This is a genomic window from Chryseobacterium metallicongregator, assembly GCF_031324065.1.
GTDB classification, from domain to species: domain Bacteria; phylum Bacteroidota; class Bacteroidia; order Flavobacteriales; family Weeksellaceae; genus Chryseobacterium; species Chryseobacterium metallicongregator.
On sequence record NZ_JAVIXS010000022.1, the window covers coordinates 47,310 to 70,132 of the forward strand.

Annotated in this window: 21 protein-coding genes; 4 read left to right on the forward strand and 17 right to left on the reverse strand. The window is 36.5% G+C overall.

From position 1 onward, the window contains the following. Window positions 1-6 precede the first annotated feature (6 nt). The 4 genes from REB14_RS23740 (at window position 7) to REB14_RS23755 (ending at window position 2,848) form a co-directional block, all read left to right on the forward strand. Window positions 7-996: an endonuclease/exonuclease/phosphatase family protein gene (locus tag REB14_RS23740; protein ID WP_238594315.1), complete on the forward strand. Its 990-nt coding sequence runs from the start codon at window positions 7-9 to the stop codon at window positions 994-996. A gap of 73 nt (window positions 997-1,069) precedes the next feature. Further along, window positions 1,070-2,041 (forward strand): endonuclease/exonuclease/phosphatase family protein, encoded by a 972-nt coding sequence (locus REB14_RS23745; protein ID WP_167595401.1) that lies wholly within the window; start codon window positions 1,070-1,072, stop codon window positions 2,039-2,041. Window positions 2,042-2,045: 4 nt separating this feature from the next. Then, a complete protein-coding gene (locus tag REB14_RS23750) occupies window positions 2,046-2,408 on the forward strand; it encodes a hypothetical protein (RefSeq protein ID WP_079243611.1) in 363 nt (120 codons plus the stop codon). 29 nt (window positions 2,409-2,437) lie between these two features. Next, window positions 2,438-2,848 carry a hypothetical protein gene (locus tag REB14_RS23755; protein WP_079243610.1) on the forward strand — a complete coding sequence of 137 codons (411 nt, stop codon included), beginning with the start codon at window positions 2,438-2,440 and terminating at the stop codon, window positions 2,846-2,848. A 69-nt stretch (window positions 2,849-2,917) separates the two neighbouring features. Here the strand turns inward: REB14_RS23755 and REB14_RS23760 are convergent, their stop codons facing one another. The 17 genes from REB14_RS23760 to rsmH all read right to left on the reverse strand — a co-directional run bounded on the left by REB14_RS23760 (window position 2,918) and on the right by rsmH (window position 22,782). After that, entirely contained in the window at window positions 2,918-4,432 is a 1,515-nt protein-coding gene (locus tag REB14_RS23760; protein ID WP_309523458.1) for a GH3 auxin-responsive promoter family protein, read from the reverse strand. Between the two features lie 105 nt (window positions 4,433-4,537). Then, window positions 4,538-4,948 (reverse strand): BrxA/BrxB family bacilliredoxin, encoded by a 411-nt coding sequence (locus tag REB14_RS23765; protein ID WP_079243608.1) that lies wholly within the window; start codon window positions 4,946-4,948, stop codon window positions 4,538-4,540. A gap of 453 nt (window positions 4,949-5,401) precedes the next feature. Continuing rightward, the gene (locus tag REB14_RS23770; RefSeq protein WP_309523459.1) at window positions 5,402-5,848 is read right to left on the reverse strand and encodes a GatB/YqeY domain-containing protein; all 447 of its coding nucleotides are present in this window, start codon (window positions 5,846-5,848) and stop codon (window positions 5,402-5,404) included. 90 nt (window positions 5,849-5,938) lie between these two features. Further along, window positions 5,939-7,852 carry a cell division protein FtsZ gene (ftsZ, locus tag REB14_RS23775; RefSeq protein ID WP_309523460.1) on the reverse strand — a complete coding sequence of 638 codons (1,914 nt, stop codon included), beginning with the start codon at window positions 7,850-7,852 and terminating at the stop codon, window positions 5,939-5,941. 122 nt (window positions 7,853-7,974) lie between these two features. Continuing rightward, window positions 7,975-9,360, reverse strand: coding sequence for a cell division protein FtsA (gene ftsA / locus REB14_RS23780; protein WP_079243605.1), 1,386 nt, complete (start codon window positions 9,358-9,360; stop codon window positions 7,975-7,977). Between the two features lie 78 nt (window positions 9,361-9,438). Beyond that, window positions 9,439-10,407, reverse strand: coding sequence for a cell division protein FtsQ/DivIB (locus REB14_RS23785; RefSeq protein WP_099049867.1), 969 nt, complete (start codon window positions 10,405-10,407; stop codon window positions 9,439-9,441). 44 nt (window positions 10,408-10,451) lie between these two features. Further along, window positions 10,452-10,829, reverse strand: coding sequence for a GxxExxY protein (locus REB14_RS23790; protein WP_079243604.1), 378 nt, complete (start codon window positions 10,827-10,829; stop codon window positions 10,452-10,454). 203 nt (window positions 10,830-11,032) lie between these two features. Then, window positions 11,033-12,391, reverse strand: a complete 1,359-nt coding sequence (murC, locus tag REB14_RS23795) for a UDP-N-acetylmuramate--L-alanine ligase (RefSeq protein ID WP_079243603.1) — start codon at window positions 12,389-12,391, stop codon at window positions 11,033-11,035. Between the two features lie 51 nt (window positions 12,392-12,442). Next, a complete protein-coding gene (gene murG / locus REB14_RS23800; RefSeq protein ID WP_309523461.1) occupies window positions 12,443-13,546 on the reverse strand; it encodes an undecaprenyldiphospho-muramoylpentapeptide beta-N-acetylglucosaminyltransferase in 1,104 nt (367 codons plus the stop codon). A gap of 1 nt (window position 13,547) precedes the next feature. Continuing rightward, window positions 13,548-14,786 (reverse strand): FtsW/RodA/SpoVE family cell cycle protein, encoded by a 1,239-nt coding sequence (locus REB14_RS23805; RefSeq protein WP_034694212.1) that lies wholly within the window; start codon window positions 14,784-14,786, stop codon window positions 13,548-13,550. Window positions 14,787-14,850: 64 nt separating this feature from the next. Beyond that, complete coding sequence (murD, locus tag REB14_RS23810) at window positions 14,851-16,176, reverse strand: UDP-N-acetylmuramoyl-L-alanine--D-glutamate ligase (RefSeq protein ID WP_309523462.1); 1,326 nt, start codon at window positions 16,174-16,176, stop codon at window positions 14,851-14,853. 62 nt (window positions 16,177-16,238) lie between these two features. Further along, the gene (gene mraY / locus REB14_RS23815) at window positions 16,239-17,480 is read right to left on the reverse strand and encodes a phospho-N-acetylmuramoyl-pentapeptide-transferase (RefSeq protein ID WP_079243600.1); all 1,242 of its coding nucleotides are present in this window, start codon (window positions 17,478-17,480) and stop codon (window positions 16,239-16,241) included. Between the two features lie 44 nt (window positions 17,481-17,524). Continuing rightward, entirely contained in the window at window positions 17,525-17,902 is a 378-nt protein-coding gene (locus tag REB14_RS23820; RefSeq protein ID WP_209786593.1) for a four helix bundle protein, read from the reverse strand. A 41-nt stretch (window positions 17,903-17,943) separates the two neighbouring features. Beyond that, on the reverse strand, window positions 17,944-19,404 hold the full coding sequence (locus tag REB14_RS23825; protein WP_309523463.1) for a UDP-N-acetylmuramoyl-L-alanyl-D-glutamate--2,6-diaminopimelate ligase: 1,461 nt from the start codon (window positions 19,402-19,404) through the stop codon (window positions 17,944-17,946). Window positions 19,405-19,448: 44 nt separating this feature from the next. Continuing rightward, complete coding sequence (locus REB14_RS23830; RefSeq protein ID WP_079243598.1) at window positions 19,449-21,440, reverse strand: penicillin-binding transpeptidase domain-containing protein; 1,992 nt, start codon at window positions 21,438-21,440, stop codon at window positions 19,449-19,451. Further along, entirely contained in the window at window positions 21,424-21,789 is a 366-nt protein-coding gene (locus REB14_RS23835; protein WP_002981890.1) for an FtsL-like putative cell division protein, read from the reverse strand. The genes REB14_RS23830 and REB14_RS23835 overlap by 17 nt, the downstream gene beginning before the upstream one ends. Window positions 21,790-21,888: 99 nt before the next feature. Beyond that, window positions 21,889-22,782, reverse strand: a complete 894-nt coding sequence (gene rsmH / locus REB14_RS23840) for a 16S rRNA (cytosine(1402)-N(4))-methyltransferase RsmH (RefSeq protein ID WP_079243597.1) — start codon at window positions 22,780-22,782, stop codon at window positions 21,889-21,891. Between the last annotated feature and the right edge of the window lie 41 nt (window positions 22,783-22,823).

Below are 22,823 nucleotides of genomic sequence, written 5' to 3' on the forward strand. Positions count from 1 at the left end.
AGTATTGTGAAGATTTTCCGACTTATAGTATTGATTGTCCATCTGGGAATTTTATTTCTGCTGTTGGGTACTTTATTGAACGCTTATGTTCCACCAAAAGTTTTTCCTTGGTTTAATCTGCTTTCCTTAGGCTTTCCTATGCTTATTATAGTATATGTGATTCTAACGGTTTTCTGGGTATTTAGCTGGAAAAAAAGAGCATTTGTGTTTATGTTTGCAGGGTTAGCGTTTATAAATCCTGTAAAACGTTGGGTTAACTATTCTGATAAGAAAGGAAGTTCCGAAATAAAAGTGGTTTCTTTCAATACAAGAGCTGGAAGAATAGGAAACAAAGAGCTCGAACCCTTCCTGAAATCTCAGGACGCAGATGTTCTTCTTTTACAGGAGGATGCGGGTATTAAATATCAATTTGAAGGCTATCAAAAAGCAAATCCCGGGGGAGGCTTAACAATTCTGACCAGGCATAAAATCATTAAACAGCAGATTATAGATCCACAAGATGAAGAGGTAAGAATTCCTGGTGTGCTGGCTGATATAGAAATTAAAGGCAGGACCTACAGGTTCATTGATGTCTATCTCAATCCTTTTCGCTTTCAAAAAGATATGGTGAGACTTAATGGAAATACCGATACCGATGAACAAAAAATAAAAGATGTTGTTAAAAGGCTGATTCCCACTTTTAAAAAACATCAGGATCAGGTGGCGCTCATTCGTGAGGCAATTGATAATTCTCCTTATCCTGTAATTCTAGCGGGCGATTTTAATTCTGTACCCAATTCTTACGAATATTATCATTTATCAGACGGGCTTGAAGATGCATTTCTGACTGCAGGAAAAGGAAGTGCAACCAGTTTTCACGACTATAAATTCCCCATTAGAATTGACTATATTTTTTCTTCAAAAACTTTAAAGGCAATATCTTATAAAGTTGACCGTTCTGTAAGTATTTCAGATCATTATCCTGTCACAGTTAAGTTTTCTACGGAGAGCAAATAATCATAAAAATAGTTAAAATTATCTGCTTGGTAGGATTTTTGTTGAAAGAAAACCGTACCAAGACCGTTTTTTCATGAAGTCGAACCAGATATTACTATTTATACATATCGTTGTTGCTGTTTTGCTGTTATGCACATTGGGGAATGCATGGATTCCACCCAATATTTTAGGCAATCTGAATCTTCTGTCTCTTGGTTTTCCTTATCTGATTCTGTCACACTTGATTCTTACACTGATCTGGATCTTAAAAAAAGAAAAAATTGCTATTGCTTTTGCATTGGGTACACTTATTTTCTATAATCCAATCAGACGATGGGTTAACTTTTCTCCCAAAACAGAAAATTTAAAAACAATACGGGATATTAAGGTACTGACTTTTAATGTGAAATATGGAGAATATGGTTGGGATAAAGTAAAAGATTATATTAAAGCACAGGATGCAGATATTATTCTGGTACAGGAAAAAGATACAAATCGTGTTATAAAACGTGATCTGATAAAATATCCGTCGGTTATTCTTAAAACTAAGCATAAAATTGTAAGACAGGCAGAACTTATTGATGAGAAAGCCCGTGGAAATTCATTTTATGCTGATATAGACATTAATGGAAAAGTAATAAGAATTATTAATGTGTATCTTGAACCCTTCAGGCTTCATAAATCGATGTTTACGAAACTTGATAAATTAGGTTTAGGAAATGTTTCAACATTACTTACTCATATGACTCCTACATTCCAAGCTCATGAAGATCAGGTAAAAAGAATCAGAAAAATGATAGATTTATCTCCTTATCCTGTTATTCTGGCAGGAGATTTTAACTCTGTTCCGAATTCATACGAGTATTATAATCTTGGAAAAGATCTTCAGGATGCATTCTTAGTAGCAGGAAAGGGTAGTGCGAGCAGTTTTCATGATTATAAAGTCCCTTTAAGAATTGATTATATCTTCACTTCAAAATCAATCATTCCTTTAAGCTATAAAGTAGACCAGTCTGTGAAATTATCGGATCATTATCCTGTAATTGCAGAATTTCTGCTAAATTAGTTCCATGAAAAATTTACTGGCTGCGATTTTTGTTTTTACTATTCTTTTTACTGCATGTTCCAAGAAAGAATCTCCGGGTTTTGGGACTGAACAGGAAGTGAGAGTACGTTATGATACAACTGCTATTGACTCCTTTTCTACAGGAGCTGTTTCAGTAGATATCGCACGAAAAATAAGAATGTCTTCTCCTCAGTATCTTGATTCTGTAAAACAGGCTAAAAAGCTTCAGGAGGAAGAAAATAAGCTTAAAGCAGAACTTGAAAAGGAAAACAAAGCAAAACAGGAAGAGGAAAAGAAAAAAGCAGATGCAGAAAAGAAGCTGAAGACAGCAGAAAAACCAGTTACTCAGGAAACGAAAACAGAATAATTTTAAATTACCATTAAACAATATACAATATGAAAAAGCAAATTATTGCCGCAATAGTGATCTCTGTGTTCACTGTAGCATGTACAAAATCAACTACAAAAACAGAACAGGTAGAAAACCCTGACGGATCTACTACCACAACCACAACTACCACTACAGAAACCCCTAATGTTGTGGATACTGCAAAAATCAACAATGCAAAAGAAGATGTGAAAGCTAAAGTAGATGAAGCTGGTAATAAGATTGACAATGCTGCTCAGAAAGCAAAAGATAAGATTGATGCCACTGCAGATAAGACAAAACAAGATCTTAATAAAGCAGGTCAGGATATCAAAGCTGAAGCTAACAAAGTAGGGCAAGATGCAAAAGAAGCTGCGAAAAAAGGAGCTTCGAAAGTAGAAGAAGCTGCAAAAAAAGTGAAAGAAGATTTAAGCAAATAAATAAAAAAGCCGTAGTTCAATAGAATTACGGCTTTTTAATATGCAATGAGAGTTAGGAATCTTTCTCTCTTATTTATTCATTTCCAGCAATGGATCAATATATTCTCTGTCATTGCTTAACCTTGGTACTTTATTTTGTCCGCCTAGCTTTCCTTTTGCTTCCAGCCAGTGATAGAACAAGTTTTCTTTGGCGATATGCACAATCGGCCTTTTAAGAGTCATATTGTTGTATCTTTTCGCTTCATAGTCTGAATTGATGGTCTTTAAATGTTTATCAAAAGCATCAATAAAATGATCCAGATTATCAGGGTGCTGACTGAATTCAAAAATCCATTCGTGGGCACCTCCTTCATTTCCTTTCATAAAAACCGGAGCTCCTGTAAAATCTGTGATCTGTGCTCCTGTTAACTCGCAGGCTTTGGAAAGGGCGGATTCCACATTGGTGATCATTAGTTCTTCCCCAAAAGCATTGATATAGTGTTTTGTTCTTCCTGTTATTTTTATTCTGAAAGGATTGATCGAGGTAAAGACAACGGTATCGCCAATAAGATATCTCCACAGTCCTCCATTGGTGGTAATCACCATTGCGTAGTTTTTCCCTGTTTCCACATCTTCCAGACTTACGACTTTCGGATTTGAAAAATGGAACTGATCCATTGGAATGAATTCATAAAATATTCCGTAATCCAGCATCAGCAACATCTCATCACTGTCTGATCTGTCCTGGATACCGAAGAAACCTTCGGAAGCGTTGTAAATTTCGTAGTAATTGATGTTTTTTCCGATGATCTGTCTGAATTGCTCCCTGTAAGGCTTGAAGCTGATTCCACCGTGAAAAAACACCTCTAAATTTGGCCACAGCTCAGAAATACTTTCTACATGAGTTTCCTTTAATACCCTTTGCAGAAGAACCATCATCCAACTCGGTACTCCAAGGATACTTCCTACATCTTCATTTTTTACTTCGGAAGTGATTGCTTTAAGCTTGCTTTCCCATTCTCCCATCAAAGAAACTTTCTTACTCGGAGTGGTGGTGATTTCTACCCAAAAGGGAAGATTATCAATGAGAATAGCAGATAGATCGCCAAATTTTGTATTGAAATCAGCGTACAGCTCAGAGCTTCCGCCTAAACGTAAGTTTTTATAATTAAAAAGCTGGTTTTCGGGATGGTTGTTAGCATAAATGGAAACCATGTCTTTTCCGGCTTTCATATGGCAGTATTCAAGGCTTTCTGCAGAGATCGGAATGAATTTGCTTTTAGCGTTGGTGGTACCCGATGATTTGGCAAAATGTTTAATGAGACCTGGCCAGCTTACATCTTTATATCCCTGTCTTGCTTTTTCAATAAAAGGTTCCATTTCTTCATAGGTAACAATAGGAACTTCGTTTTTAAAATCCTGATAACTCGAAATAGAATTGAATCCGTATAACTTGCCATATTCTGTATCCTCCGCATGAAACAGCTGAGAAAAGAGTATACCTTTCTGGGTTTCAATAGGATGGTCCATAAAATTCTGTATCTGGTCAATCCTTTGACGGATGAACCAGTTCACTACGGTATTGAAAAGTGCTTTGGTTGCCATTTCAACAAATATAATGATATTTGAATTTTCAGAAAATTTTTTACGTGATTAAATAAAAAAACCGTTACAAATTTTGTAACGGTTTGATATTTAGCTGGTTGCTTCTTAGCAATATTCGTCGTATGCTGCTTGAAGGTTAGCCGCGATAGCTCCTGCAGGGTTTCCTTCAATGTGGTGTCTTTCCAGCATGTGAACTAACTCACCATCTTTGAAAAGTGCTACACATGGAGAACTTGGAGGGAATGGAGCAAGATGTTTTCTTGCTTCTACTACAGCCTCAGTATCAAATCCTGCAAATACAGTAGTTAAATGATCTGGTTTTTTGTCTCCTGTTAAAGAGTATACTACTCCTGGTCTTGCGGCACCTGCGGCACAACCACATACAGAGTTGATGACCAATAATGTAGTTCCGGATTGTTTTAACGCATCTTCTACCTGAGTAGGAGTTGTTAAATCCTGAAAACCTTTATCTGTAAGCTCTGCCTTCATAGGCATTACTAAATCTGTTGGATACATATATTTTGTTTTTTATCTCGACAAAGTTAAGCAATTCTTTGCGTTTGTTCAATATATAAAAACTATCAATTGATTAGTCATATAAAATTAAACAAGTATTAATATTGTAATAATATTCTAAAAAAAGTGAATTAACGCTAGGAATAATAAAATATTATTATTAAATTTGAAATGATTCTGAAAAACAAACGACCGTGAAAAAAACATTTGAAGCTTTCCCTCAAGCAATCAATCACTTAAATACTCTCTGAAATATGGTAGTAGCTTAATTCTCTTTCAGTTTAGAATCAAACTGATTAACAAACTTTAATATCCAAAGAAAGTGAAGCCCGGAACTGAACAGTTCCGGGCTTCTAATCAAATCGATATGCAAAGGTTGTATATCCTAGTTATGGAATGAGATACGTGTTTCAGAAATTAAGATCAACTTAAAATCCCGAAATCCGGATCACATTAAGACAGGAGCTTTTTAGCCATCTCGGAAATACTTTTTCCGTCTGATTTTCCGGCTAATGCTTTTGAGGCAACTCCCATTACCTTCCCTAAATCTTTAGCAGATTCAGCTCCGGTTTCAGAAATAATATTTTTAATTTCTGTTTCTAATTCTTCAGCAGAAAGCTGTTTAGGTAAGAATTGCTCAATAACTTTCATTTGAGCGTCTTCTACTTCTGCAAGATCATTTCTTCCCTGTGCAGTAAATTGGTCGTAAGAATCCTTACGTTGTTTTACCATTCTCTGAAGAATAGCAATTTCGTGTTCTGCTGTTACTTCAGCTCCGATGGCTTCCGTTTTAAGCAGTAATATCTGAGATTTCACAGCACGCAAAGAATCCAAAGCCACCTTGTCTTTGGCTCTCATTGCTGTTTTTATAGCTTCGTTTATTGTATTTTCTAAACTCATTTTTATATGCTTTAGGCTTTAGGCAATAAGCAGTAAGCTTTTTGATTCGGCCAGAATAGCCTATAGCTTACTGCGTATAGCTTATAGCGTTTAATCTACATCTTTATTTAAAAATCTGTTTTCTCTGATCTGCATAGATCCGTTGTTATCAGACAGGTAAGTGTTGATATTCTGGTCTGATGCATTGTTTCCGTCGATAGAAATATTTTTTCTTTTAAAAGCAGGAATAGATTCGAATTCACTTGTGCTATCAAAATTTTGGTAACGGGAGTTGAATTCTTTTAATTTATTTCTTCTTTCAATTACTCTGTCCTGATCAATCGTTTTATTCACGAAAGTGAATTCTGATTCTTCAGTTTTCGGCGTTTCAATTTCTGTTTTGTTTTCAAAAGTTGATCTTGTTTCAACCTTTGGTTCTTCCTGTTTCTGGTAGAATGTTTCAATCTTTTGAGCTGGTTCAGCTACCGCAGCATTGGTAGGAGTGTTAAATTCTGCTTTAGGCTGTCCAAAATCGTTATTAGGCTCATTTCTGATAGGCTCATTTACAAAGAAACTGAATTCAACAGGTTTTTCATTTGAAAATGAATTGTTGAATGGAGTTCCGGATTGTGGTTCCTCTTTCTTATTTTCAAAATCAAATGAGAAAGACTGGATCTCAAGATCGTTAGGGTCGTCATGTTCTTCATCAATAGCTAATAAGCTGTATTCTTCTTCTCCTTCTTCTTCATTTCTCCAGTTTTGTTCCGGTGCATTTACCGTATCTTCCTCTTTATCAAAGAATTTTATTTCAGTTCTTGGCTGTTCTTCTTCAATAATCATTTTTTTTTCAGTAGACGTCACATTGAACGGAGTATCATGGTCTTCGTCATCCAGTCTGAAAAGGTTTTTTCCTCCAAAATCATGAGTTGTCTCAGGAGCTGATTCTCTTTCTTCTCTTGTTTTGAAAGGAGAGTTTTTTGGAGCTTCAAAACTGTCGTTAAGACTGATTCTGATTTTTTCTGTAGGTCCTGCAAATTTCTTATTATCGTTAGAGAATCCTGTTGCAATCACAAGAACGCTTACAGCATCTCCTAATTCTTCATCAGCACCCACCCCGAAAATGATATCTGCTGTGTTTCCTGCTTCTTTCTGGATATGGTCCATGATGATACCGATCTCATCCATGGTAACTTCTTCAGCCCCACTTCTGATCAATAACAATACGTTTTTAGCACCTGTGATCTTGTTATCATTCAATAACGGAGAATCAAGGGCTTTTCTTACGGCTTCTTCGGCTTTATTTTCACCTGAAGCAGTTCCAGTAGACATCAATGCTGTACCGGAATTCTGAAGTACAGATTTAGCATCTCTAAAGTCAATGTTTACATCAAAGTAACCTGTAATAACTTCTGCCATACCTTTAGCAGCATTGGCTAAAACTTCATCAGCTTTTGAAAACCCTTGTTTGAACCCAAGGTTTCCAAACTGTTGTCTTAGCTTGTCATTGTTGATCACAATTAATGAATCAACATTATTTTTTAGTTTATCAAGGCCATTTTCAGCCTGATCCAGTCTTCTTTTACCTTCAAAACTAAAAGGAACGGTAACAATACCTACAGTAAGAATTCCCATGTCTTTTGCTACTTTTGCAATGACAGGAGCGGCTCCGGTACCTGTACCACCACCCATTCCGGCAGTGATGAACACCATCTTGGTGTTTTGGCCCATAGCAGCCTTGATATCTTCAATACTTTCGATGGCTGATTTTTCTCCTACTTCAGGATCGGCTCCAGCTCCAAGACCTTCTGTGATAGAAGTTCCCAACTGAACTTTATTGGCTACCGGGTTATTATCTAACGTTTGAGCATCTGTATTACAAATCACGAAATCAACTCCGTGAATTCCTTTCTCGTACATGTGTTTCAGAGCGTTGTTTCCACCGCCTCCTACACCGATTACTTTTATGATGGATGAATTTCCTTTGGGCAAATCAAATGAAAATCCTTGTGTACCTATATTTTCCATAACTATACTTTTAATAATTGATAAGTGATAGATGATTACTGATGAATGATATTCGTTATTAAATTAATAAATATTAAATTATTTCCAACTATCATTAACCATTAATCTTGTATCATTTATATTTATTCTACTTCTTCAAAGAATTTTTTTACTTTTTCCATAAGCGATTGTCCAAAGGTCAATTTCGCTTTTCTGTTCTCTTGCTTTTCATTTTCAAAAGACTGCTGCTCCTGAACGGGTACTGCCTGTTGAATAGGCTGAACCGTTTCCGGCTGTACTGCAGCTGTTTCTTGTTTAGGCTGCTCAGCAACAACTTCTATCTCTTCATCAGTATTCTGTTTTTTGTCTCTGATCTTTAAACTTTCCATCAGTAATCCGATAGAGGTAGCAAATTCAGGGCCTTTCAGATATTGATTTTTATCATTGGCGATATATTCATTCGCAAAACCGATTCTGCTGTCAAAACCTGTTGTGTAATTGGCCAGCTGACGAAGGTGTTTAAGGTTTGAACCACCACCTGTAAGAACGATTCCGGCAATCAGTTTTTTCTTTTGTTCAAAAGCACCGTAAGCTTTCAGTTCTGTATTTACCATTTCCAAAACTTCTTCTACTCTTGCGTTGATGATTTGCGCTAATGTTTTTAAAGAAATCTCTTTATCCGGTCTTCCGTGAAGCCCGGGAATGGTTACAAAAGTACTGTCTTTTTCTAATTCGGGAACTGCCGAACCAAACTTTACTTTCAGTTGTTCTGCATGTTTCTCTATGATGGAACAGCCTTCTTTGATATCTTCGGTAATAATTCCGCCTCCGTATGGAATCACACAGGTATGACGGATGATATTATCTTTGAAGATTGCAATATCTGTAGTACCACCACCAATGTCAACAATGGCTACACCGGCTTCTTTTTCTTCTTTTGTAAGGACAGCTTCTGAAGATGCCAATGGCTCTAAAGTAAGGGCTTCCATTTCTAGTCCGGCTTCACGAACGCATCTTGCAATATTTCTGATGCTGCCCATTTGCCCTACTACAACATGGAAGTTGGCTTCTAAACGTTTTCCATGCATTCCGACAGGTTCCTGAATTTCCCCCTCGGAATCCACTTTGTATTCTTGAGGAAGTACGTGGATAATTTCTTCTCCAGGAAGCATAACCAGCTTTTTTACCTGATCTTTTAATGCTTCGATGTCATCGTCTGTAATAAATTTATCAGGATGTTCACGCATAATATAATCGGAGTGCTGCAGAGAACGGATGTGTTTTCCTGCAATACCTACCGTAACTTTGCGGATAGGAACTCCAGCACTGGATTGTGCTTCGGATACTGCAGCCTTGATTGAATTAATAGTTTGTGAAATATTATTCACAATACCTTTATGAACACCAAGACTTTTAGCTTTTCCTACACCGAGAACTTCTATTTTCCCGTGTGCATTCCTTCTTCCGACAATCGCGACTATCTTCGTTGTCCCGATGTCCAGACCTACTGAATACTCTTGATTTTCCATTTTATATCGATTTGATTTTTTCTACTTTTTTATCTATAAGGATAGGCTCCTATTTGTGTATTAAATGCCCTGAGGGACTTATTCTATTTTTACTTTTGCCTTAGGCTTGGACTGCGCCTTGACGGGTGGCTTTTTCTCTACTTTTTTAGTTTCTTTTGTTGGTCCTTTCGGTTTGGTACTCTCTTTCGGTTTTACTGAAGTGGAGTTACTTTTTTTTACCTCTGCTATTTTGGGTTTAGCTTCCGTCTTTTTAGCGGCTGTTGGGGAAGGAACTTTTGCCAATTCCATCTTTCCTGCCTTTAAAATACTGTCATTTTCTTTAAAATAGGGGTTTAAAGTAGTGACAATCTGATTCTGATATTTTACAGAAACCATGCTGTATTTCTGAGGGTCTTGATACACAAGGTATTTTTCTACAAAGGTTTTAAATCCTTTTACTTTAAAATCAATATTATCAAGGTCTCCAATTTCTACTCTGTAGTTTCCTTCACTTGTCAGAAGGCTATAGCTATCTTTACTTTTAGAGATTCCGATAAAATATTTCTTACTGAAATCATCTTTGTCTATCTTTTCTACCAGTTCCGCCAGCTTTTCATATTCATCCGGATGTACGTTTCCGGTTACCAGCATACATGGGTGTGAATAGGTTCTTGAAATAGGAAATTCAATTCCTTTTTCATCCACATAAAAGTCTTTTCCGTCTTTATTTAATCTGAAAACAGGGACTCTCTGTTTGATATCCAGATTGAGTTTTCCGTTCAGGTTCAGATAAACATTGGCACTGTCTACTGCTGGCAGGGAATTGATCTTTTTTTCCAAAGAAGGAATGTTAAGATCTCCCACTTTTCCTGAAGGATTTTCCTTTTTCACAATTTCCCTGATGTCTTTTTCGTCAACAAAATATACCGGAGTTTTCTCGCTCATTTTTACAGAAATCTTATTGTCCGTAATCTGCTCACGACTGAATCTGCGCAATGAGAAGCTTAGTAACAATCCTAAGATAATTACAGTGACAACAATTTTTAATATTCTGTATTTATTTTTCATATTTTTCTTTAGCCACTAAAGGACGTAAAGCAATTTTATTTTCTTTATAATTTATTTACAACTCGTTTTACCCCATTTTTAAATAACATTGAATGAAAATTTAAAATCATTCCAAGTTTTATATCTGTTATTCTTAAATAACTTAAAAGCTGAAAAAAATGATAGTCATTAATTTCCTGAACTGCCTTTATTTCAATTATTACCTTGTTTTCAATTAATAAATCTACTCTGAACGCTTTAGAAATTTTCAACTCTTCATATTCAATGTCAATATTTTTTTGACTTTCTACATTTAATCCTCTATTTTTTAGCTCATAAACTAAACATTCTTCATATACATTTTCATAAAGTCCAATTCCAAGCGTACGATGTATTTTCATTCCAGCATTGAAAACAATTTCTGAAATTTCATTTTCTATCATACATTTTGTGTTTTTATTTTAACGCTATGATCGCAAAGCAATCTTATTATTTTATCCGTTCGCTAAGGCGTTTCACTCAGCTGTGGCTATATATTATAATTTTTTTAGCAAAAAGTATTGTTTTATCATTTTGCTAAGTGAAACGCCCTTGCGAACAAATTCTTATTCTTTCTTTGCGTGCATTGCGTTTATACTTATTATATTCAAATTTTGTCTATCCACTCACAAATAGGATCATACAGGGTATCTATATTTCCTGCTCCTACGGTAAGAAGGATGTCAAAATCTTTTTCTTTTATTTTTTCAAAAGCATCAGTTAATGTTGATACTTCTTTTTTATCTAATGTTACTTTTTCCAACAGCCAGCTTGAGGTAACCCCTTCAAAGTTCTCCTGAAGTTCTCTTGCAGGGTAAATATCAAGAAGGATCAGTTCATCAGCCTTGCTTAAACTTTCTGCAAAACCATCTGCGAAATCTCTTGTTCTGCTGAAAAGATGGGGCTGGAAAGCTACCAATAGTTTTTTATCAGGATAAAATGTTTTGATTGAGCCCATTACAGCATTAATTTCTGTAGGGTGGTGAGCATAATCATCAATGTAAATTTTACCGTTTTGATAAATATGTTTGGTATATCTTCTTTTAATTCCTTTAAAATTGGCAATTGCTTTTTTCAGCGTATCAAAATCTGCGCCTAAATTATGCAGAATAGCCAGTGCCACAGTAGCATTTTCTACATTATGAATTCCCGGAATTTCCCAGACAAAATCTTTTATTGTTTCCGTTGGAGTATGGAAGTCAAAATAGATTTTATCATGATCCATACGGAGATTATCCGAATAGTAGTCTGCGGGCTCATTTACGGCATAAGTCTGATGTCCTCTGCCGATTTCCAGTCCTTTTCTTACAAAAAGTTGTTTGTCCTGAGGTACTAAAGCTGCAAACTGTCTGAATCCTTCTTCAATATGGCTTTTATCTCCATAAATGTCCAGGTGGTCAGCATCTGTAGAAGTCACAACTGCCCAGTCCGGAGACAGGTTCAGGAAGCTTCTGTCATATTCATCAGCTTCTACTACGGAATAAGTGGAGCCATTGTAAAGAAAGTTGGATTTAAAGTTTTCAGAAATCCCTCCTAAAAAGCATGAGAAAGGAAGATCTGCTTCTTTGCATAGGTGAGCCACGAGAGTAGATGTTGTTGTCTTCCCATGGGTTCCTGCAATAGCGATGCAGTCTGTATTTTCTGTAATTAATCCTAAAACTTTAGCTCTCTTTAGAACTTCAAACTGATTTTGATTGAAATAGTCTAAAATTCCAAGCGTTTTAATAGCCGGGGTATAGATTACCAATGTATTTTCTTTCTGAAGGGAAGTTATCCTTTCATCAATAAGGTCTTCAAAAACAATATCAATACCTTCATTCATCAGATTCTGAGTCAATTTTGTATTGGTTTTATCGTAGCCCAATACTTTTTTTCCGGATGCATTGAAATAGCGCGCTAATGCACTCATTCCGATACCTCCGATTCCAACGAAGTAAAAAGTCTGATATGTTTGTAAATTATTCATTTATTTAAAAATTGAAAGATTAAATGATTAAAAGATTTCCTCTTATTCAAATTATCTCGTTACTACTTTAAAAATTTCGTCTACGATCTCTTTTGCGGCATTCGGCTTGGCAAAATAGTTAAGATTGTCAGACATCTCTTTTCTTACACTTTCGTTATCGCAGATTTCTGATAATGTATTCCAGAATTTTTCCTGCATTTCAGAGTCTTTCACCATTCTGGCTGCATTCTTTTCCACCAGATTCATGGCATTTTTGGTTTGGTGGTCTTCCGCTGCAAAAGGGAAAGGAACCAAAAGCACCGGTTTTTGTGCTACAGCCAACTCTGAAATGGCAATAGCTCCAGCTCTGGAAACAATGATATCTGCAGCTGAATAAGCCAGTTCCATATCTTTAATAAATTCAAGGATCTGAATATTTCTGGTGTCTGTATCTTTTGTTTCTTCTAAAATATCTTTATAATCAAGCTTTCCTGTCTGCCAGATCAGCTGATAATCTTGATCTACAATTTGTTTTAAATGAGACTTCCAGGCATTATTCAATGTTCTGGAGCCTAAAGAACCTCCTACAGAAAGGATTGTAAGTTTGTCTTTATTTAATCCCATTTTTTCTTTTGCCTGAGCGGTATCCTGCATTCCTGAAATAATATTTTCACGAATCGGATTTCCCAGAAATTTTATTTTTTCTGCCGGAAAACCTTCTACTTTTGGGTAAGCGGTGAAGACAGCTTTCGCTTTTTTGCTTAAAATTTTATTCGTTACTCCTGCATGGGCATTTTGTTCCTGTATGAAAATAGGAATTCCCATTTTGCTTGCTTCATAAAGAGCGGGTCCACTGGCAAATCCTCCTGTTCCTACTGCAAAATCGGGAGCGAAGTTTTTAATAATCCTTTTGGATTTTGATAAGCTTTTCAGAATCTTGAAAGGCAGTCCCAGATTGGATAAAAGATTTCCTCTATCGATTCCGGCAATATCAATTCCTTCAATTTTATAGCCTGCCTGTGGAACTTTTTCCATTTCCATTTTCCCGTTGGCACCAATGAACAAAAATTCTGCATCAGGAAATCTTTTTCTGATCTCATCAGCAATGGCGATGGCCGGGAAGATATGTCCTCCTGTTCCTCCGCCTGATAATAGTATTTTCAATTTTTTGTCCATTTTAAGCGATATCGTTTATTTCTGCTATACTTTGTTTTTTGCCCATTCCTTCTTCATCATAAATCTGAATCCTTGAGCTTATATTTAAAATAATACCTAACTGCAAATAGGTCACCAGCATTGAGGTTCCTCCATAACTGATCAAAGGCAGGGGCTGTCCGGTTACCGGGATCAGATTTACAGCAACAGCAATATTTACCGAAAGTTGAATGAATATCATCACCCCGAGACTGAGTACGAGCAACGATCCGAAGAACGCCGGCATTTTACTGGCAATCATTACAATCCTTATCATCATGATCAGGTATAAACTGATCAGGAAAGCGGCTCCTATCACTCCGTATTCTTCTACGATCACTGCGAAAATAAAATCGGAGGCAGATTGAGGAAGCATTTGTTTCAAGGCACTTTTTCCTGGTCCCATTCCGGTAATTCCGCCGTGAACAATGGCTGCTTTGGCTTGCATTACCTGATAATTTTTTGCTTTTACGCTTTCATCATCTACATCGGCTGATTTTGCTTTGCTTGAGGTAAATGTTTCTACACGGCTCATCCATGTGTGAACACGGTTTCCGCCAATCATATTCGTGTTCAGAGCTATTAATAAAAATAATACAATGGCTACAAATGAGGCTGAAATAAATCCTGCAATGTATTTCCAGTGGAGCTGTCCAATGATAAGAACAACTACGGAAACCATTAAAATCATTAATGCTGTGGAACCGTTATCTTTGGCTACCAATACAAAAACAAGCAGGATAGGCCCAAAAATATACATGATATTCTCTATCGGAAGCCTTTCTCTGGTGATTTTTTTGGTCAAATATCTGCACAGATAAATGATGAGCATTAAAAAGGCAAATGAGGAAGGTTGGAAAGAGATTGGCGTTCCCGGAATTTTCAGCCATCTGGAAGCACTGGCTCCATCAATGGTTTGCCCGGTAAACATGGTAACAATCAACAGAACTATCATAAGGCCGAGCAGAATACTGCTGAGCTTTCCGATGTATTCATATTTTATAGTTCCCACTAGTCTCATAATTGCTAATCCCAAGACTACAAAGAACATATGTTTGATAACGTGACCTGTTGTGGTCCCGTTATTAACAATGTATTCAAGATTTGAACTTGCAGAGTATACAGGGAAAATAGAAAAAATGGAGATCACAAGGATGACCATCCAAAGTACTTTATCGCCCTTTAGAAATTCAAATCTGCTTTCTGTGTTCTGTTCGTCCATAATTTTGTATTGATGTATGATGTACAAAGTAAAATGTACTTTTTACATCTGACATTTTACATTTTTACTTTAATACCTGTTCTTTAAACTGGCGTCCTCTGTCTTCATAGCTTTTGAACAGGTCAAAGCTTGCGCAGCATGGAGATAATAAAACAGTATCCCCTTTTTTAGCCAGTGATTTTGAAATTCTCACGGCTTCTTCCATGCTTGAAGTATCATAAATAACTTCTTTTTTGTCTTTAAAGAAATCGATGATCTTCTTATTATCTACTCCAAGGCAAACGATTGCCTTTACTTTTCTTTTGACTAAATCTTCAATTTCGGTATAGTCATTTCCTTTATCTAATCCACCAACAATCCAAACGGTTGGTGTTTTCATACTTTCTAAGGCATAGTAAGTAGCATTTACATTGGTTGCTTTACTGTCGTTGATATATTTTACACTATCAATTTCAGTTACAAATTCCAATCTGTGTTCTACGGCCTGGAATGTCATCAATGAATGTCTGATGCTTTCATTGTTGATTTTTAATATCTTACCGGCAATAGAAGCGGCTAAGCTGTTCGCTACATTGTGGTTTCCTAAAAGAGACAATTCATCAACTTTCATTGCGAATTCGTCTTTCATTTTTACTATAATCTCATCCGCGTTCACAAAACCTCCTTCAGGTAACTTTTCTTTGGTTGAGAAAGGAATCATTTTAGCTTTTATTTCAAGCTTTTCAAGAAGATTCTTACTCATTTCATCATCTTTATTGTAGATGAAGAAGTTATCGTTCTCCTGGTTTTCTGTTATTCTGAATTTAGCTAAAGCATATTCCTCATAATTGTAGTTGTACTGATCCAGGTGATCCTGAGACAGGTTTAACAATAAAGAGATATAGGGTCTGAAATTTTGAATATCATCCAGCTGGAAAGAGCTTACTTCCAGTACATAATATTCATGGTTTTCATCTGCAACCTGCTTGGCAAAGCTATATCCTATATTTCCTCCTAAACCTACATTCAATCCGTCATTTTTCAGGATGTAATAGATCAGGGAAGTAGTGGTTGTTTTTCCGTTGCTTCCGGTAATGGCAATGATCTTTGCATCTGTAAATTCAGAGGCAAATTCAATTTCAGAGGAAAGTCTGATTCCTTTGTCATGAATTTTGTTGATGATGTCTGCCTTTTTCGGAATTCCCGGGCTTTTTACGATCCAGTCAGCATTTAAAATCCTTTCTTCATCGTGATTTCCTTCTTCAAATTCAATTTCATTATCGGTAAGAAACTGCTTATAGTTATCCTTAATAGCTCCTTTATCTGAAAGAAATACTTCCAGACCTTTCTTTTTAGCCAAATAAGCAGCGCCGCATCCGCTTTCTCCACCTCCTAAAACAACTATTTTCATATTATAAAAGCTTTGTGCTATAGACTTTAAGCTTTACGCTTATTGCTTACAGCTTTTAATTTTTATCTCATTTTTAGTGTGATCAGACATACAATAGCCAATATTACTCCGATGATGATCATTCTGTTCACGATTTTACTTTCGTGAAATCCTTCTTTTTGATAATGATGGTGTAATGGTGACATTTTGAATAGTCTATTGTTTTGGGCATATTCCAGTCCGTATTTTCTTTTTCTGTATTTGAAAACAACTACCTGAAGCATTACAGACAGGTTTTCAATTAAGAAGATTCCACATAATACAGGAATCAGCAATTCTTTTCTTAAAATAATGGCTAAAACGGCAATCACTCCTCCCAGCATTAAACTTCCGGTATCTCCCATGAAAACCTGTGCAGGATAAGTATTGTACCAGAAGAATCCGATCACAGCACCTACCATTGCCACAGCAAAAATGGTGGTTTCTCCCATGTTGGGAAGGAACATGATGTTGAGATAGTCTGCAAAAATGATGTTCCCTGAAAGGTAGGCGAAAAGAGCCAGCGTGAGCAGTATAATGGCACTTGTTCCCGCTGCCAGACCGTCAATTCCATCTGTAATATTGGCTCCGTTTGAAACGGCTGTTACAATGAAGATGACGATCGGAATAAAGACCATCCATGCCCACTCATGGGCATCTTTATCATTCATCCAGAATAAAATTCCGCTATAGTCGAACTCATTATTTTTTGCAAATGGAACGGTAGAAACGGTAATTTTTTCTGTAGGCATAAAGTTTTGCTCTACATTGTTTCTGTTGACCACTTTAGCATCTGCATATTTTCTTTTTACGGTAATGTCCGGGTGGAAATACATGGTAATTCCTACAATTAGTCCTAAACCAACCTGGCCTACAATTTTGAATTTACCACTTAAACCGTCTTTATTTTTTTTAATTTTCTTTAAATAATCATCCAGGAAACCAATGGCACCCATCCAGAACATTGAAACTAACAACAATACAATGTACACGTTGGTGATTCTTGTAAACAACAATACCGGAATGATGGTTGCCAAAATAATAATAAGCCCTCCCATGGTAGGAGTTCCTTCTTTTTGTTTCTGCCCATCCAATCCAAGATCACGCACCAATTCTCCCATCTGTTTTGTTCTCAGATAATTGATTACTCTTTTTCCGTAGACAAGAGCAATGATAAGCGAGAATAATACAGCCATTCCGGCACGGAAGGAAATGTATTTCAACAATCCTAATCCCGGAACGTGAATTCCATGGTTGGTTAGATATTCGTATAGATAGTATAGCATGTTTCTATTTTTTTATTATTTAAAAATTTAATTTATTTAAAGATTTAAAGATTGGGTTTCTCAATATTTTCACTTAAATACTTAATAAAGTTTGATATGTTTGAAGAAATTTCTCTTGAAAGGGTAATGATTTCTTCCGCTTTATTTTCGTTACCTAATTTTAATCTTCTACTTACAATCAGCATACTTCTTACTTCAGCACAGCTGCCTTTTGCAATTTTTAAATATCTAATAAATTGTCTGTTATTGTTATATTCTGAGCCTTCTGCAATATTGTTGCTAATTGAAAAGCTCGCTCTTTTTATCTGGTTATTAAATTCAAATTCTTTTTCAAAACTTTGACTCTGAAGAAATGAATAAACTTTTTCAATAAGATCTAAACTTTTGATATATACTGGGAAATTTTCAAAATTCTTTGTCATTATCAAATTTTTAAATCTTTTAATGAATTCAATCTTTCAATTTATTTGGACATTAATTTCCAAAGGTCATTAATTACTTCTTTGTCATCAAAATGATGTTTCACACCATTGATCTCCTGATAGGTTTCGTGGCCTTTTCCGGCAACTAAAACAATATCTTTAGGTTCTGCAAACTTTATGGCCATTTTTATGGCTTCTTTTCTGTCCGGAATTGAAGTGTATTTGCTGAAGTTCTGAGGTTCAACACCTGCTTCAATTTCTTTGATGATCTGTGTGGGATCTTCTGTTCTCGGATTATCTGAAGTGATGATTGCCAGTGTTGATTTTTTGGTGGCAATATTTCCCATTTCAGGTCTTTTGGAGTGATCTCTGTCTCCTCCGCATCCGAATACGGTGATTAATCTTTCGTTTTTGGTTCTGATATCGTTGATGCTGTCCAGAATGTTTTCCAAAGCATCCGGCGTGTGCGCATAGTCTACGATAAAGAAAATTCCACCATCGGATTTGAAGGTTTCAAATCTTCCGGAAACTCTTTTTAATTTGCTGATGGCCTGAAGAATCTCATCTTGTTCAAAACCAAGTTCTTCAGCAATTCCGAATACAAGCAGTAAGTTGTATACATTGAATTTTCCGGTCAATGTTGTCCAGAATTCTTTTCCGTTGAAATTCAACAGCATTCCGTTGAAATCTACTTCCAATAATTTCCCGTGATAGTCTGCCATGGTTTTCAATGCATAAGACTTCTTTTTAGCCTTAGTGTTCTGAAGCATGACGTTTCCATTTTTATCATCTACATTGGTGATGGCAATGGCTGTATCTTCTAATTGGTCGAAGAATCTTTTCTTTGTTTTTAAATATTCTTCGAACGTTTTATGATAGTCTAAATGATCATGAGTAAGATTGGTGAACCCAGCAATTTTGAAGTGTAATCCTTCAATTCTGTTTTGGGCAATCCCGTGTGAGCTTACTTCCATGAAAGCAAATTCACATCCTTTTTCTACAGCCTCGGCTAGAATCCTGTTGATGGTAATCACATCAGGAGTGGTGTGGGTAGCCGGAATAATCTCTTCACCAATTCTGATTTCTACAGTGGAAAGTAAAGCGGCCGGATATCCAAGGTTTTTGAAAACATCAAAAAGAAGGGTAGAAACAGATGTTTTTCCATTAGTTCCTGTAACGCCTATCAGCTTCAGTTTCTGTGAAGGATTTCCATAGAAGTTAGAGGCAAGATGGCCTAAAGCTTTAGATGAGTCTTTTACCTGAACATAGGTTACATTATCCGCCAATGTCTCAGGGAATTCTTCGCAAACGATTGCGGCAGCTCCTTTTTCAATAGCAGATGCAATGAATGAGTGACCATCCACCACTGTTCCTCTCATGGCAATGTAAAGAGAGTTTTCTATAACCTTTCTGCTGTCGATCACCAATTCAGTCACCTCACGGTTGTTATCACCGTGAATTTCGATTACTGGGATTCTGTTTACTAATTCTGTTATAATCATCTTTATCAATAAGGCTTTGCCTTATTTTGTTTTAAATCTTTATTTTAATTCTGCAGAGACAAATAAATTCTCTGGTTCTTACTGATTGTTGTGCCTTCCATAGGGAATTGTTCTTTAATTCTTCCTACTCCTTTATAATCGACACGGTAGCCTAAGTTTTCCAATTGTGGGATTACATTTTTACCGATTAATCCTACTACATTGGGCATTTGCTTATCATTGACTGCTACTTTAACATTCGGTTCCACCATTTTGCTCAGGTTTACCTTTTTGTCTACCAGCATTTCTTTTTCAATATTCTGAGGTGTTTTCAGGAATGTTTTTCCTGCAATTTCTTTAAACACCGGTGCTGAAACGGAACCTCCATAAAATCCTTTTGCGGTGTTGGGTTCACTAATCATGACATAGCATGTATATTTTGGAGCATCAGCCGGATAGAACCCTGCAAATGATGCACGATATTTCATTGGGCCAGGCAGCCAGTATTCAAATCTTGCAGTACCTGTTTTTCCGGCCATTTTCAGGTTGGGAGTAAAGATGCTTCGTCCTGTTCCTTTTTCTACCGCTTTGGTTAAAGCACTTGTCATCATTTTAATGGCTTTTTCAGAAGCCATTTTGTTCACCATTACTTCAGGTTTCGCATTGTACATTACTTTACCATCTTTCATGATTTTATCAATGAATAAAGGCTTAAGCATTTTACCTCCGTTGGCCACTCCGTTGTAGAAGGTTGTCAACTGTAGCAGGTTGATGTTGGAAGAGTATCCATAAGAGATAGAAGCCAGTGTAGCGGCATTCCATCTTTTATTTTGTGGAGTTACAATTTTCGGTTTTGTGATTCCCGGAAGTTCTATATCCATCTTGTCGAATAATTTCCAACGTTTCAGGTGGTCAAGGAAGATCTGTGGTTTTTCTGCATAATACTTTGTGATCAGCTTTGAAGTTCCTACGTTACTGGATTTTGCCAATACATCACTGATATCATATGTTCCTCCTCCGTGGCCGTCAGAGATTCTCTGTTTTGCATATACCCAGACTCCGTTTCCTACGTTCACCGTTGTGTTTTCATCGATGAATCCGTCGTCCATTGCTGCTAAAAGCGAAATGGTTTTAAAGGTAGATCCAGGTTCGATATTATCTTTCAGAGCATAGTTATAAGAGTCTTCGTATTCTCCTTCTTCTGTTCTTCTTAAATTAACAAGAGCACGTACTTTTCCGGTTTCCACTTCCATCACAATGACAGTTCCGTGTTTAGCTTCGAAATTAATCAGCTGCTTCTCCAGTGCGGAGTGCGCAATGTCTTGAATTCTAAGGTCTAAAGTTGTATAAACATCTTCTCCGTCTACCGGTTCCTGAACTTTCCAGAAGTCGATAGGCTTCCATTGGGAAGAGTTGATTCTTTGCTCCAGTCTTTTTCCGTCTGTTCCTGTTAAATATTTTGAGAAAGCTCCTTCCAGTCCTGATCTAAGCTCTCCGTTATCCATACCGATGGTTCCGGCTCCGATTTCTGAAGTGGCTAATTCTCTTTTATAATTTCTGTCAACGATAAATCCTCCCTTATTTTTTCCTCTTTTGAAGATCGGAAACTTTCGGATTCTGTCGTATTGATCGAAATCCAGTCCTTTTACCAGAGTATAGTACTGGTTTTTCTTTTTCTTCTGTTCGTCAAACTTCTGTCTGAATTCTCCTCTGGATTTTCCGAACATTTTGCTCAAAGAATCCGTCAGTGCTCCAATGTTGTTGGAATACACCGTATCTTTCATTGTTTTGAAATCAAGATAGATGTCATATCTCATCACCGTTGTTGCAAGGATAGAACCGTCAGAAGCAAACAAGTTACCTCGGGCAGCTTTTAAAGTGGCTTCACGATAATTTTTATTAATGTAATCGTCTTTTATTTCCTGGACATTGGTGTTCTGTAGGATGACAATTCTTGCCAGGAACATGACAAACACGCACAAAGCTACCACTGCAAAGAGGTAGCCCCATCGTAACGTTTTCTTACGTTTATTGTCGTATTCATTTTGCTTTTGCATCTGTACTGTCCAGTTTTATTAGCAATTTATGAGGGTGGTTTTCCAGGGTCATCAATGAATCCCGGGCGACCTCTTTCCCCAGCTCTGATTCCATTTTTACTTTGATCAGCTTACTCTGGGCGTAAGCGTTTCGTGATTTGTATTCTTCTGTTTCTTCCTTTAAGGCGTTTACAATTTTTATTTTTTTATTGACGAGATGGTTGGTATAAATCATGGCCATCATCAGAACAAACAAGAGGAGAAAATACTTGTAATGTATTTTGATCTCATCACGATTCAGAAAGTTTCCTTTTATAATGTCTATAAAAGTGAGTCTTTTCTGGGGGCGATTTGTTGTTCTTTTAGCCAATTTATTATGTCAATTTGCTTTGTAGTGAATTTACTTCATGTCAATGGTCAATTTTATTTTGTTAAATGATTCACTATTGACGATTCACCCATTCACATTTTATACTTTTATTCCTGTTCTCATCTTGGCACTTCTTGCTCTTGAGTTTTCTTCGATTTCCTGATCATCAGGAATGATTGCTTTACTCTTTATCAATTCGAATGCCTTTTTATAATTTCCGTAGATATCTCTTTCCGGTTCTCCTTCGAACATTCCATTTTTCAGGAATCTTTTTACCAAACGGTCTTCCAGAGAATGGTAAGAAATAACGACTAATCTTCCTTCCGGTTTTAAAACATTATAAGCCTGAACCAGCATTTCTTTCAATACTTCAAGTTCCTGGTTTACTTCAATTCTTATCGCCTGAAAAAGCTGAGCATAGAATTTATTAACCTTGTGAGGCGGAATGTAGCTGAACAATTTTTTCAGATCTTCCGTAGTATCTATACTTTTAGTTTTTCTGTGGTGAACAATTTCTCTCGCCAGCTTTCTTGCTTCTCTTAATTCTCCATAGTGATAGAAAAGGTCTGCAAGTTCGCTTTCTTCATATTCATTAATCACTCTTTTGGCATCCAGATTCTGCATCACATTCATTCTCATATCCAAAGGAGCATTGCTTCTTGTGGAGAAACCTCTGTCTGCTTCATCAAACTGGTGAGAAGACACACCTAAGTCTGCCAAAACACCATCCACTTGTGAAATGCCATACATCAGTAATGAGTTTTCCAGAAACCTGAAATTCTGATTAACCAATGTAAATCTGGAATCATCAATTGTATTTTTAAGTGCATCCAGGTCCTGATCAAAACTGAACAATCTCCCTTTATCGGAAAGTCTGCTCAAGATTTCTCTTGAATGGCCTCCGCCTCCAAAGGTGCAGTCCACATATATTCCGTCAGGATTCGTCACCAAATCATCAACACTCTGCTTCAACAAAACGGGGTTATGATACATGCTTAATTGTGTTTTTTATTTAATACTATAATCAATTAATA

Coding starts and splice junctions, on each gene's coding strand:
- REB14_RS23745 (WP_167595401.1), top strand. CDS start 1,070: ATGAAGTCGAACCAGATATTACTATTTATACATATCGTTGTTGCTGTT.
- REB14_RS23750 (WP_079243611.1), top strand. CDS start 2,046: ATGAAAAATTTACTGGCTGCGATTTTTGTTTTTACTATTCTTTTTACT.
- REB14_RS23755 (WP_079243610.1), top strand. CDS start 2,438: ATGAAAAAGCAAATTATTGCCGCAATAGTGATCTCTGTGTTCACTGTA.
- REB14_RS23760 (WP_309523458.1), bottom strand. CDS start 4,432: ATGGCAACCAAAGCACTTTTCAATACCGTAGTGAACTGGTTCATCCGT.
- REB14_RS23765 (WP_079243608.1), bottom strand. CDS start 4,948: ATGTATCCAACAGATTTAGTAATGCCTATGAAGGCAGAGCTTACAGAT.
- REB14_RS23770 (WP_309523459.1), bottom strand. CDS start 5,848: ATGAGTTTAGAAAATACAATAAACGAAGCTATAAAAACAGCAATGAGA.
- ftsZ (WP_309523460.1), bottom strand. CDS start 7,852: ATGGAAAATATAGGTACACAAGGATTTTCATTTGATTTGCCCAAAGGA.
- ftsA (WP_079243605.1), bottom strand. CDS start 9,360: ATGGAAAATCAAGAGTATTCAGTAGGTCTGGACATCGGGACAACGAAG.
- REB14_RS23785 (WP_099049867.1), bottom strand. CDS start 10,407: ATGAAAAATAAATACAGAATATTAAAAATTGTTGTCACTGTAATTATC.
- REB14_RS23790 (WP_079243604.1), bottom strand. CDS start 10,829: ATGATAGAAAATGAAATTTCAGAAATTGTTTTCAATGCTGGAATGAAA.
- murC (WP_079243603.1), bottom strand. CDS start 12,391: ATGAATAATTTACAAACATATCAGACTTTTTACTTCGTTGGAATCGGA.
- murG (WP_309523461.1), bottom strand. CDS start 13,546: ATGGACAAAAAATTGAAAATACTATTATCAGGCGGAGGAACAGGAGGA.
- REB14_RS23805 (WP_034694212.1), bottom strand. CDS start 14,786: ATGGACGAACAGAACACAGAAAGCAGATTTGAATTTCTAAAGGGCGAT.
- murD (WP_309523462.1), bottom strand. CDS start 16,176: ATGAAAATAGTTGTTTTAGGAGGTGGAGAAAGCGGATGCGGCGCTGCT.
- mraY (WP_079243600.1), bottom strand. CDS start 17,480: ATGCTATACTATCTATACGAATATCTAACCAACCATGGAATTCACGTT.
- REB14_RS23820 (WP_209786593.1), bottom strand. CDS start 17,902: ATGACAAAGAATTTTGAAAATTTCCCAGTATATATCAAAAGTTTAGAT.
- REB14_RS23825 (WP_309523463.1), bottom strand. CDS start 19,404: ATGATTATAACAGAATTAGTAAACAGAATCCCAGTAATCGAAATTCAC.
- REB14_RS23830 (WP_079243598.1), bottom strand. CDS start 21,440: ATGCAAAAGCAAAATGAATACGACAATAAACGTAAGAAAACGTTACGA.
- rsmH (WP_079243597.1), bottom strand. CDS start 22,782: ATGTATCATAACCCCGTTTTGTTGAAGCAGAGTGTTGATGATTTGGTG.